Consider the following 13,469-nt stretch of genomic DNA (forward strand, 5'->3'; position numbering starts at 1 on the left):
AAGATTTGGCATTCCCCCTAATTTCAATGGTCTATATTGATCACTTAGTTATCCCCGCATTATCCCCGCACTTTTCACATTCTTTCCCTTCTCACTGAAATTATATTACATAGCTGAAAAGTATCATGTATTGCCTCCCTCATCAGTCGCCTCCCCCCACTCCCTCCCTTTTCTGCTGCGAGCACTTGCGGATATGCCCGTTTTTTGGACATTTCATTTTTGTTTTATTAAAGAATAGTGCTAGATATTGAATAATCTAAAAAGAATCCACCTTTTCTTTCAAATTATCTTCGGATCGGTTACTTTTGGCGCGAAAAAAATCTCTAAACAAATAAACTTGAATGGTTATGAAACTTTCTCATTTAGCCGAGACACTGATTGGTTCTGAAATTATTAAACTGGCCGGTGAAATAAAGGAGAAACAGGCTAAGGGGGAAAAGATCTATAATTTCACGATCGGCGACTTCGACCCGAATGTATTCCCCATCCCCGCCGAATTCGAACAAGAGATCATCACTGCCTATAAACAACATTTTACCAATTACCCGCCCGCTGATGGTATCCTCGAACTGCGTACCGCCGTTGGAGACTTCATCCGAGAACGCGAACAACTGGACTACGACCCCACAAAAGAGATCGTTATCTCCTGCGGTGGCCGTCCTATTATATATGCCGTTTACAGAACCATCGTAGACCGTGGCGAAAAAGTAATCTACGCAACCCCTTCCTGGAACAATAACCACTATACCCACTTCCTCGAAGCCGAACACGTAGTACTCGAAACCTCCCCGGAAAACGACTTCATGCCCACCGCCGCAGAACTTAAACCACTGCTCAAAGGTGCAACACTCCTGGCCCTCTGCTCCCCGCAGAACCCCACCGGTACCACCTTTGGCAAACAACAACTGGAAGAGATCTGCGACCTCGTACTCGAAGAGAACAAAAGCCGCGGCGCCGACGAAAAACCATTATTCGTAATGTTCGACCAGATGTACTGGGTACTCACCTTCGGTGCTACACAACACCACAACCCGGTATCCCTCCGCCCCGAAATGAAAAACTATACCATCTTCATCGATGGTATGAGTAAAGCATTCGCCGGTACCGGCGTAAGAGTTGGTTGGGCATTCGGCCCCGCTGCCGTAATCGGTAAAATGAAAGCCATCCTCTCCCACGTAGGTGCCTGGAGCCCAATGGCCGAACAAAAAGCCGCCGCCCGCTACCTCGTGCAGAAAGACAACGTAGACGCCTATCTCAAACACTTCAAAGGCGAAGTAGAAGAAAGATTACAGAAAATATACGATGGCTTCTCCTCCCTCAAACAAGCCGGTCACCAGGTAGATGCCATCGCCCCTCAGGCAGCTATCTACCTGACCATCAAACTAGACCTCGTAGGCAAACAAACCGCCGCCGGTACCAAACTGGAAGACCAGGCCGCCGTTACTTCCTACATCCTCGATGAAGCCAAACTGGCCGTAGTACCATTCTACGCCTTCGGCTCCGCCAGGAATTCCCCCTGGTACCGCCTCAGCGTAGGTACCTGCGTTAAGGAAGAGATCCCTGCTATGCTGGAAAAATTGAAAGCAGCACTCGAAAGTTTAAAATAGTCTGACTATGAGATAATTAGATACAAGCAGGCCATTTCTAATACCGGAAATGGCCTGCTTTATTATATGTCGCCTATACCTCCGGTTCACCTTTTCCCTAATGTTCCTGTATCACACCTAGACCCGGAGTATACCTCCGGTCCAATTTTTCCCCAGACCTCTCCTCCTTTTCCCGCATATTTTGAAAACTTTTCCCCCGTACGAAAGTTTTCTGAGTAAAAATAGTTTCCGCCGTTTCAGCCTTTACCACCCCTTTTGTCCCAACACCAGTTTGTGCCAAAAGTGTTATCTATTTGTTTTTCAATAAGATACAAAGTAGTGAAAAGTAATGATTCTGACTTTTCGACTTTTTGACTTTTGTCATCTAAAAGTTAAATGTGTGTTAAACGGTCAACCCATGGTACCAAATTCCCAAAATGGTCCTAATTTTGACTTCGTAACTTAAAAAGTCAGAAAGTTAATGCATACCGAGAGTAAACATACCGAGAGCAAAGATGAAATGCGGGAGCGGATACTCGAAGCTGCGCTGAAGCGATTTACTCACTATAGTGCCTCTAAAACCACTATGAACGAGATCGCAGAAGATCTGCACTGCTCTAAAGCATCATTATATTATTACTTCCCCGATAAAAAGGGACTACATATAGCCGTACTCGAAAAGATCGGCGAACTATACTTCTCTGAACTGGAAGCTGAGATCGAAGATGTAAAACAAGCATCCAAAACACTCTTCCGCCTTATAGACGTACGCCACGACTTCGTCCGCCGCTTCTGCCGCCTCGAGTTGTTCAAAGTACTTAATGACCCCTCCTTCCATAATGAGGAGATCATGAAGAAGGTAAAAGAAAGAGAACTCAAATTATTGGTAACAGTATTCGAAGTAGGAGTCAAAACCGGCGAATTCAATATCAGTAAAAATAATATCCGCCAAATGGCAGAGCTGTATAGCCTGGCTATGATAGGTCTACGCTTCTCCGTACTGGAAGGCAAAGACCAGATAAATATCGATGAAGAAGACTTCTCCGCAGTATCCAAACAACAGAAACTACTGACCGAAGTATTCGTCAACGGGTTGAAATATTAGCGTCACCATTAAATCCGAATGGCATGGAGGTGAGAGAAAGAATAATAGAAACGGCATTAAGACTATTCAAACTGTATGGAATCAAAAGTGTAACAATGTCCGATATCTCCCGCGAAGCAGGGATATCAAAAAAAACGATCTACGAACACTTCCGGGATAAGGAAGAACTCGTACAGGAAGTAATGGACAGATTGTTACAAACGCACGTCGAACAGCTGAAAGCCTACTCGGAAAATGCAACTAACGCCATCGAAGAGTCGATCAACGGCCTGAAATATATAGAAGTAGTGGCCAAAAGTGTAAATCCGGTCATGCTCTACGAGATACAAAAGTATCACCCGGCTATCTGGATCAAAATTGAAGCATTCAAAAGAGACTGTATTTTTTATAACATTAAAGAAAACTTGAAAAGAGGTATCATCGAAGGAGTGTACCGTAGCAACCTGAAATTGGATATTATAGCCCGCATGCGCCAACTTCAGCTAGAATCACCCTTCGAACCCACCCAGTTTCCGGTAGGTCAGTTCGACCTCCATGCCGTGATGCACCAGGTAACAGAACATTTCATCCTGGGTATCGCCACCCTTAAAGGTCACAAACTGGCAAACAAATACCTCCAGATTCAGGAAGACGAATAATCACAACGATATTATATAATCAACGCAACGTATGAAAAGGTTAAAATTGTCACTTATCCTTTTTTTGGGGATAGGTGTGTACAACGGGTATGCCCAATCGGAACTATCTCTCCAGGAATGCCTGAAATATGCGCTGACTAACAACCAGCAACTAGCCAGGATCCGGATGGAAGAAGATATGGGCCGCTTCAAAACCAGTGAAGTACGCGCTAAAGCACTACCTCAACTCAATGGTAGCGCTTCTTATACCAACAATATCAAAAAACCAGTGTTCCCCGTACCTGGCGAATTCTTTAACCAACCTGGTACCACACAACTACTGACCGCTGGCCTTACTCACAACATCGCAGCAGGCGCCGAACTGTCTCAGCAAGTCTTCAACCAACAGGTGTTTACCGGCCTCAAAGCCGCTAAAGCAGGCGAAGAATACTATCGCATGCAATCCGCCCAGACCGAAGAAACCGTCATCTATAACGTAACCAAACTATATTACAACGCACTGGTAACACGCGAAAAAATGACCGTACTTGATGCCAACATCGACAAACTCGGTCAACTGGTGAAAACAGTCGCCTCACAACTCGAAAACGGATTGGCCAAAAAGATCGACCTCGATCGTATCAAAGTAAGTCTCACCAACTATAAAACACAACGTACCAACCTGAATAACCAATTCCAGGTACAACTCAATACACTCAAACAGGCAATGGGAATGTCCATGGAAAATAACGTAGACCTCCCTCGCACCTCCTTCAAAGAAATCGAAAGTAAAGCCGCTACCGTAAGCGATTTCGGCGGGATCACACTCGACAATAGGATTGAATACAGATTACTCAATAAACAACAGGAACTGCAGGAATTCCAGAAAAGAGCCTACGTAGCCGAATACTACCCTACCGTATCTATCGGTGGAAGCTATAACTACAATGGCGTCAGCGACAAATTCGATATGTTCAAATCCAAATCCGGCGGCTCTACCACCAATTGGTACGATGTAGCTGCCGTAAAACTCACCTTGAACATACCCATCTTCGACGGATTTGCCCGCCGCTCCAGGGTCAACCAAGCCAACGTGACCCTCCGCCAACTGCAAAAACAAAAAGAAGAAACAGCCCTGGCACTGAGCACCGAATACGAAAACGCTAAACTCAACGTAAGGAACAACCTGTCTACCATACAGTCCCAAAAAGACAACGTAGACCTGGCCAACGAAGTGTATGGCTCTACACAAAACAACTACAACCTGGGCCTCGCCAATCTGACAGACCTGCTCGATGCAGAAACCTCACTGGCAGAAGCACAGAACAACTATAACGAAGCGCTGCTGCAATACAAACTCGCAGAACTCGATATCATCAAATCAAATGGCCGGCTTAAAACACTGGCACAATAATTCATAATACCTACGACCTGTGTTCACGGGATGCAGGCATTTAATATCACGAACTACGAAACAAGAAACTATTTGCTCATGAAAAAGATTATTATCTGGGGCTTGATTACTGTTGGAGCCGTGGTCCTGATCATGTGGAAGCTGGGCGCGAACAAAAAGGCCAACGAAGAAAAAACCGAATTTGTAAAGAAAAGCAATAGCGGAGATGTACCTGTACTGATAGCTAAAGTCGCTAAAACAGACCTCTCTCAAGGCTTCCTCGCAAATGGTAACTTCCAGCCCGTTCGCGAACTCACCTACCTCGCTGAAGTATCCGGCCGTATCACCCAATTGCTGGTCGACGAAGGTTCCTTCGTTAAACAAGGACAAAACATCGCCCGTATTGACGACGAAATCGTTAATACCGACCTCCAGCAAGCCAGAGCTAATCTCGAACAACTCAAAGTAGATAAAGAAAGATATGAGAACGCCTTCAAAACAGGGGGCGTAACCCAAAAACAAGTAGACGATATCCGCCTCCAATACGATCTTTCCAGATCCAAATACGAGGCCGCCAATCGCCGTACCCGCGATACCTACGTAAAAGCGCCCATCCAAGGCGTTATCAATAAAAAATATATCGAACTGGGAGCATACCTCTCACCAGGTACCAAAATGTTCGATATCGTAGATGTTTCCAAACTCAAATTGTCCGTATCCGTACCGGAAGGACAAGTGGTGAACCTCAAAGAAGGCCAGACCGTGAAAGTGACCTCCAATGTCTTCCCGGAAGCCAACTTTGAAGGCCGTATCACCTTTATCGCAGCAAAAGGTGATAACACCCTCAACTACCCAGTAGAAATGGAAGTGAACAATAGCAAGGACAAAACTTTGAGAGCAGGCATGTACGGCACGGCGCACTTTGAAACGCCGGATGCAACACCTACCATCCTCATCCCACGCACCGCTTTCGTTGGTGGTGTCAACAGCAACCAGATATACGTGATGGAAGGCAATGTGGCTAAGTTGCGCAAGGTAGTAGCAGCTCGCATCCTGGGCGATCAGGTAGAGATACGTGAAGGCCTCAACGAAGGAGAAACCGTGATCACCAGTGGTCAGATTAACCTGGTTGACGGATCCAAAGTAATCGTGCAGAAATAATAGACTGGTTAGCAGATACAGCGGATAGGCCCCTTAGCCGATATATAAAGACCAATAGACAGGATATCATCACTGACACTATCGTCAGCAAATAAAAAACAGCACAATGGCTACCGGTCCTGTCCGCTCCCTGCTCTCACCATTTCCAGGCTAAAGTAAACTAGGAAACAATGAAGATCACAGAAATATCCATCAAGCGACCTACTATAGTAGTGGTAATATTTACCATTCTCACGCTCCTGGGCATCATGAGCTACAAGTCGCTGAACTATGAACTGTTGCCCAAGTTCTCCTCCCCGATCGTGACCATCTCTACCATATACCCGGGCGCATCGCCTAAAGAGGTAGAAAGCACCATCACCAAAAAAATTGAAGACGCCGTAGCTTCCATGGAAAAGATCAAAAAGATCACTTCCAAATCAAATGAAAGCCTCTCCGTCGTAACCGTAGAATTGAATAACGACGCCAATGTCGACATCGCCCTCCAGGACGCGCAGCGTAAAGTGAACGCTATCCTCGCCGACCTCCCGGGTGATGCCAAACCGCCGTCCCTCAATAAATTCTCCCTCGACGACCTTCCCATCATGACACTGTCTGCTACCGCCAACATGGATAGTAAACAGTTCTATGACCTGGTCGACAAAAAATTACAACCCGTATTATCCCGCCTCCCGGGCGTCGCCCAGATCTCCCTCATCGGTGGTCAGGAACGCGAAATACAGGTCAACATCGATCCTAAAAAACTCGAAGGATACAAGCTGTCCATCCTCCAGGTAAGACAGCTGATCACCAACGCCAACCTTGACTTCCCGACAGGTAAAGCCAAAACCGGTAAAGATCAGATCCTCATCCGCCTCGCCGGTAAGTACAAAGACGTAGATCAACTGCGCAACCTCGTACTCACCACCACCGCCGATGGCTCCCAGATACGCCTCAAAGACATCGCCGACGTACAGGATGCACAGAAAGATGCAGAACGTATCGCCCGCGTAGATGGCGTCAGCTCCATCGCCATGCAGGTACAGAAACAAACCGATGCCAACGCCGTGACCGTAAGTGAGGAAATGAAGAAAAGCATCGCTCAGATAGAAAAAGAATATGCCGGCAACGGGCTAAAAATACTGGTGGCCAACGACTCCTCCGACTTTACATTGGAATCCGCCGACTCCGTAATGCATGACCTCATCATCGCTATCGTCCTCGTGGCTGCCGTGATGCTGCTGTTCCTGCACAGTCTCCGCAATGCCATATTCGTAATGATCTCCATCCCCGCATCCCTTATCGCTACCTTCATCGGTATGAAAATGATGGGATTCTCCCTCAACCTCATGTCCCTCCTGGGGCTGTCGCTAGTGGTAGGTATCCTCGTGGATGACGCCATCGTGGTACTGGAAAATATCTATCGCCACATGGAAATGGGTAAGAACAGGGTACGCGCCGCCTACGATGGCGTAAAAGAAATAGGCTTCACCGTTACCTCCATCACCCTCGTGATCGTAGTAGTGTTCCTGCCCATCTCTTTGACCAACGAGCTGGTGTCCAAGATCCTGCGCGAGTTCTGCGTAGTGGTAATGATATCCACCATGCTCAGCTTACTCGCCTCCTTTATGATCGTACCCCTCCTGTCCTCCCGCTTCGGTAAGCTGGAACACATGACCGGTAAGAACGTATTCGAGCGCTTCATCCTCTGGTTCGAAAAACAGTTGCAACGTTTCACCGAGTGGATGGCCAACCTCCTCAAATGGGCACTGGCACACAAAGCCATCACCCTGATCGTATCAGTTGGCTTGCTCTTCGCCTCCTTTATGCTGATCGGTAAAGGATACATCGGTGGTGAGTTCATCGCCAGCGGTGACCGCGGCCAGTTCATCCTCGCACTCGAAATGCCGAAGGATGCCTCCCTCGAACAGACGAACCTCGCTACCCGCAAAGTGGAACAATACCTGTCCACCCGCCCGGAAGTGAAAAGTATCATCACCACCGTAGGTCAGACCAGTGAAGATGGTTTCGGTACCTCTCAGTCTACGGCCTATAAATCAGAGATCACCGTACTCCTGGTAGACGAAAGCAAACGCGAATCCTCCGAAATACTGGGCGCCCGCATGAAAGCCGAAGTGAAAAAAGACCTCCCCGGCGTAAAAGTGAAGACGACCAAAGTAAGTATCATGGGTACCGCCGAAAGAGCACCCGTAGAACTGGTAGTGATGGGTAGCGACCTCGATAGCGTAATGGCCTACTCCAAAAGAGCCCTGGCACTGGTAAAAACAATACCAGGTTCCAGCGAAGCCAAACTGTCCGTGGAAGAAGGTAACCCTGAAATCAACGTACAGGTGGACCGCGATAAAATGTCCGCACTCGGCCTCACCCTCGATCAGGTAGGTGGTACCATGCAGACCGCTTTCAGCGGTACCGCCGACGACGCCAAAGTGAAGTTCCGCCAGGGCGACTATGAATATGATATCAACATCCGTTTCGACGACTTCAACCGTAAAAACATCCAGGATGTATCCAATATCCAATTCGTCAACAATAAAGGAGAACTGATCAGATTGTCCCAGTTTGCCAATGTGATCGAAAGTTCCGGACCCAGCCACCTGGAAAGAAGGGATAAAAACGCCTCCGTATCTGTACAGTCACAGGTAGTAGGCCGCCCCGCTGGTACCGTTACCCAGGAGTTCACCCAAAAGCTGGCATCCTTGTCCAAACCTGCAGGCGTCAGCTATGTATTCGGTGGCGATGCCGAAAACCAGGGCGACTCCTTCAGCACACTCGGTGTCGCATTGCTGATATCCATCGTGCTGGTATACCTCATCATGGTGGCCTTGTATGATAACTATATCTACCCGTTCGTGGTGATGTTCTCCATTCCGTTGTCGATCATCGGTGCCCTCCTGGCACTGGCGCTCACTAACAACTCCCTAAACATCTTTACCATCCTGGGTATGATCATGCTGATCGGGCTCGTAGCCAAGAACGCTATCATATTGGTGGACTTTACCAACCAGATGAAAGAACAGGGCCACGATACCAACGAAGCACTGTTACTGGCCAACCACGCCCGTCTACGACCCATCCTGATGACTACCATCGCTATGGTGATCGGTATGTTGCCCATCGCATTGGCACATGGTGGCGTAGCCGCCGTAAAGAATGGTCTCGCCTGGGTGATCATCGGTGGTCTGATCAGCTCCATGTTCCTCACCCTGATCGTAGTACCGGTAGTATACCGCGTAGTCGACAGCATCATGAACCGTTTCGGATGGGGTAAAACCTCTGCAAAACGACTCATCCGCCAGCGTATGGTGGCGCCTTACGAAGAGCAGGAAGTATCACTTAACTAAATAGAAAATATTGAACGCATATTAAATTACTAACAGTGTAACAGTTGTAGGTTTAGGTAAATGGCCGGAATAATCGTATTCCGGCCTTCTTTTTGCAGCAAACTCAGGAAAAGACGGGCATTGAATCGCTTGTAACTACCCGGAATGAGAAAGTATCTTGGCAATCAGTAATTTTAGGCTATCTTTTAGAAGAATGTTTGAAGAAATGTCACAACTAATCCACTACTCATGCTATCACTCTCCGATACCAATTGGCAACACCTGCACCATGCCTATGGTGCCACAGATGATGTGCCTGGCCTGATCAATCAGCTGATAGCAGGACAACATGAAGAAGCCGATGATCTCTTTTATGGGATGCTCTGCCACCAGTACACCATCTACGATGCTACGCTGGCCGCCGTTCCCCACCTCTACTCCCTGCTGGAAAAAGAAGAAGAACATGGGCGCATCCTCGACCTCTGCGGATTCTTTGCCTGTGTATACGCTTTCGATTACGGTGACCACACCGATGGATACGACGCCCTCCGCAAGAACAAAAAGATCGACCCCGCCCTACTGCAAACAATAGGAGATGCCTATCGCAACACGGCCTCCCAACTCCAGCAGTATTGTCTCACCTTGCTCGACAGAGATAATCAGCTGACCGCGGAAGACAAAAAACAATTGCTCGTTACCATCGCAGCTGTTAGCGGCAGCAAAGCCATCGCAAGAGCATTGATCATCTACAACGAAGATGAATACGTATGCCTCTGCCCCCATTGCCAAGGTGAAGTGTTCATATGGAATGAAAGCAACCGGTTGCAGGCCTACGGAGAAGATCCCGTATTCCATAAAGAACAGGAAAAACACCCGGTTGCCCCGCAACCTATCGATCTCGATAACTGGAATGGCGCCTACAATCGTATCGACGCACCCTTCTGGATGGCCGACTTTGCTATCCGATACGATATTGAAGACTATGAAACAATAGTCGCCCAACTGTTCGGGCAAGCCGCCTGCCCGCACTGCAAACAACCCTTCGAACTGATGCCCGCACTCGAAGCAGGCACCTGATCCATTACACTACACGCTGCTATCCTACCCTTGCTCATTTCAAATATTGTCTGCTGTGTAATCACAAAAGCAGGAATGACGATGTACATACATTATATACATACACAACGCAGATACCCTATATACACATGCACAGTATGTACATAATGTATGTTCGCACCTGTAGGTGTTCATTACACACTTTATATCTGCAATAAAGTATCCGTATTAGAGAATAGAGTACGGCTGACGTGTTCAGATTAGTCCTAACTTTGATTATTAACAGTGAACAGTTGATAATCAACACACAAGGGCCTTAACTGGCCCTTATTTTCCCCTAGCTTTACATACACTACACATATCATTTGCATCAGGGCATATCCTGATGTTAAACTAGTTATGCCCAATTAGAAAATTTCCTGTAAAAAAAGTATGTGTTAAGGGTAAAAAAACATTATTGCGGGTATCTTTTTACCGAAAGCCTGCTGCAGCAGGCAACAACCCAAATCACCAGCTGGTGGGCATCATTCCACTTTTAAAAACAAACAATTTTATGAAAGCCGTTAAGTTAGCGCTGCTGACCTTGTCAATCGCGGGAGCAATGTTGCCTGCTTGTAAAAAAGATGTAACACCCGAACAGCCCCCATTAAACAACACTAATCCCATATCTACAGACGTATTAAGTAAGATAAAATCCCTGGGGTTCAGCACAGTGGGCGTATTAAAAACAGAAGAAGGTTACATTGTTGAAAATGATATCCTGCTTACATCAGAAGATCTCAATGGTGTTTCACAGGACGGTACCCGTATGGTAGTAGCCAAAGAAGAGCAATACCATACTACCAGAATTGTTACCGGCCTGCCCAGGACCATCACCGTTGGCCTGAGCGGTAATTTCCCGGCAAGTTTCTCCACCGCACTGGATCAGGTAGTAAAAAGCTACCAGGATCTGGGCTTGCGCCTGAAATTCGCCCGTGCTTCCAGTGGCACTCCTTCCATTACGATCACGTCCATGAATCAGGGTCTTAACCCGGATGGTACTACCACCCTGGGTATATCCGCAGGCTTCCCGGACTTATCTGGCAATCCTGCAGCCGGCTTCAAACTGAATATGAACGACCGGGCTTTAGGTAGGAGCTCTGTAGCTATGATCGCAGCTACTATGCGTCATGAGATCGGCCACGCTATCGGCTTCAGACATACCGACTACTTCAGCCGCCGCAGCTGCCCGGTAGCCAACAGAGGTAATGAAGGCGATGCAGGCGTAGGCGCGATCCAGATTCCTGGCACACCTTCCGGTGCAGATGCCTCCTCCTGGATGACCGCTTGTCTGACCTCCAGCACTTACTCATTCAATTCGAATGATATCAAGGCACTCAATTATCTGTATAAATAAGCATCATCACCATCACCGGCCGGCTTCTTGAGAGGCCGGCCCTCTTTTACTTCCCGGCCAACAACAGATGCGACACCGGGAAGTCAATAGTCACCAGCGTACCATCCGCTTTTACTTCCCGGCCAGCAACAACAGATGCGACACCGGGAAGTCAATAGTCACCAGCGTACCATCCGCTTTTACTTCCTGGCCAGCAACAACAGATGCGACACCGGGAAGTCAATAGTCACCAGCGTACCATCCTCCTGCTGCCGGAACAGTTGCGTTTTGCCCACCAATCTGTTCTGCACGATCCACTCATTACGATAACTTCCGGAACGGGCATCTATATGAAAGCCGGTGGCTTCCAGCGCTTGCTTCCAATCCTCGAAGTTCCAGAAACAGAAGGTCTCATGCATTTCGCTGAGCCAGTTATCCTGGTAGTCTTTTTTGAACAGGAACTCACAGGCATCCTGCATCGACAAGCGGCAGTAAGTAGTACCGCCCATCTCCACCCATTCATGCTGCAGGTGATAACCTTCCGCATGCCGGAAGTCCTGCGCAAAGCGACGGAACAAGGCACGTGTAGATAGTTGGCCCAATGCCTCCGCCAGCAGGTGCGTATCTGTAATGGCGGGATCCGGCAGCTCATTAGCGCCATCCGTCTCATTCAGCCAAAGCCACACCACCTCTTCCTTATTGTCTGGCCCTGTCACATCCCGGTTAATCCACACCCCACCCGGTGCCAGCTCTTCATAACGATTACGAATGAACGCCTCCAGGTCTGCAATGCTACCATAAGAGGTGATCTCATGTGTGAGCGAAGAAGTATGTATCGTATGCATACTACCGGGATCAAATACCAGGCTGGTTACCGCATTCTTTTGGGAGAAGAATACCGAAGGATTGGCGAACTCGCCATTATGTTTACGTTGCAGGCAGATATCATACAAATGCCTCGATACTTCTATTCCATAGAAATCACATTCATGCAGGCGCGCATCCTCTCCTGCCATCTTCAGCCAGGAGCCTGCCGCACAACCAATATCACCGATCTTACCCGGCTGTACGAAAGGAGCCGTTTCCCGGTACTTCATCGCCGCGATCTCATCCATCTGTCTTACATACACGCTGTAGTCGCGCGTGGCTGTCAGGTCACCATCTGCACCAATGATAGGGTCTGTCAGGATATGTTTTACCTTTTCCCCCAGCATATACAAGCTCCATATCTTGAACGATGCCGGATGCATCAGCTCCAGTATCTGCGGGTCCTGTCGCCACTCTGTAGTATTGGCGATCAGTTTGACCACATCCCAGGGCATCGGCTGGTTGTAAGTCTGCGTATGTACATCCCATTCGGCGGGCAACACCGTATACTGCCGTTGCAGGTACATATCCTTTACGGGAGTGGAGCAGATCACCACGGTATTATCCGGTGTCAGGGGATGCAAGCCCTCGCTGGCATGCCGTATCGTCTTGATCGTATATTCTGCAAAGTCGCCGATCACGCCTACATCATCTACCCCATATACATACACCGGCACTTCCAGGTATTTGGAGAACTCCTGTATGATCATGCTACGCAGGTAAAAGGGCACCGGGTTACGTTTGGTACCCAGGTGATTGGCAGAGGTCACCGCGAAGATAATAGCGGTAATATCCTGTGCAGGCAAAGGCGCTCCCTGTACGGGTACCTCTCCTGCTAATTTGCGCTGAATAAGACGGTTCAGGTATTTGAACTGAAAATCGGTCAGTAAATGATGACGGCCTGGTATGAGTAAATACATAGGGTGAAGTTAAGGTGTAAAAACAAAAGGGCAATGTCCTGAAACATTGCCCCCCAGTGTACAAACAGA

9 protein-coding genes are annotated in these 13,469 nt (G+C 47.9%); 8 read left to right on the forward strand and 1 reads right to left on the reverse strand.

Annotation, left to right across the window (positions count from 1 at the left end):
• Window positions 1-347: 347 nt before the first annotated feature.
• The 8 genes from KTO58_RS24535 (at window position 348) to KTO58_RS24570 (ending at window position 11,634) form a co-directional block, all read left to right on the forward strand.
• The gene (locus tag KTO58_RS24535; protein WP_095841408.1) at window positions 348-1,607 is read left to right on the forward strand and encodes a pyridoxal phosphate-dependent aminotransferase; all 1,260 of its coding nucleotides are present in this window, start codon (window positions 348-350) and stop codon (window positions 1,605-1,607) included.
• 460 nt (window positions 1,608-2,067) lie between these two features.
• Entirely contained in the window at window positions 2,068-2,691 is a 624-nt protein-coding gene (locus KTO58_RS24540) for a TetR/AcrR family transcriptional regulator (RefSeq protein WP_095836871.1), read from the forward strand.
• Between the two features lie 23 nt (window positions 2,692-2,714).
• Window positions 2,715-3,329, forward strand: a complete 615-nt coding sequence (locus KTO58_RS24545) for a TetR/AcrR family transcriptional regulator (RefSeq protein WP_095836870.1) — start codon at window positions 2,715-2,717, stop codon at window positions 3,327-3,329.
• A gap of 31 nt (window positions 3,330-3,360) precedes the next feature.
• Window positions 3,361-4,722, forward strand: a complete 1,362-nt coding sequence (locus tag KTO58_RS24550; RefSeq protein ID WP_095836869.1) for a TolC family protein — start codon at window positions 3,361-3,363, stop codon at window positions 4,720-4,722.
• Between the two features lie 78 nt (window positions 4,723-4,800).
• The gene (locus KTO58_RS24555) at window positions 4,801-5,862 is read left to right on the forward strand and encodes an efflux RND transporter periplasmic adaptor subunit (RefSeq protein WP_095841407.1); all 1,062 of its coding nucleotides are present in this window, start codon (window positions 4,801-4,803) and stop codon (window positions 5,860-5,862) included.
• A gap of 170 nt (window positions 5,863-6,032) precedes the next feature.
• On the forward strand, window positions 6,033-9,203 hold the full coding sequence (locus KTO58_RS24560; RefSeq protein WP_095836868.1) for an efflux RND transporter permease subunit: 3,171 nt from the start codon (window positions 6,033-6,035) through the stop codon (window positions 9,201-9,203).
• A gap of 228 nt (window positions 9,204-9,431) precedes the next feature.
• Window positions 9,432-10,259 carry a hypothetical protein gene (locus tag KTO58_RS24565; protein WP_095836867.1) on the forward strand — a complete coding sequence of 276 codons (828 nt, stop codon included), beginning with the start codon at window positions 9,432-9,434 and terminating at the stop codon, window positions 10,257-10,259.
• Between the two features lie 532 nt (window positions 10,260-10,791).
• Window positions 10,792-11,634: a M57 family metalloprotease gene (locus KTO58_RS24570; protein WP_095836866.1), complete on the forward strand. Its 843-nt coding sequence runs from the start codon at window positions 10,792-10,794 to the stop codon at window positions 11,632-11,634.
• 179 nt (window positions 11,635-11,813) lie between these two features.
• On the opposite strand, the gene KTO58_RS24575 is transcribed toward KTO58_RS24570, so the two are convergent.
• Window positions 11,814-13,400 (reverse strand): class I SAM-dependent methyltransferase, encoded by a 1,587-nt coding sequence (locus KTO58_RS24575; RefSeq protein ID WP_095836865.1) that lies wholly within the window; start codon window positions 13,398-13,400, stop codon window positions 11,814-11,816.
• Window positions 13,401-13,469 lie beyond the last annotated feature (69 nt).

It is taken from the genome of Chitinophaga pendula (assembly GCF_020386615.1).
GTDB lineage: Bacteria > Bacteroidota > Bacteroidia > Chitinophagales > Chitinophagaceae > Chitinophaga > Chitinophaga pendula.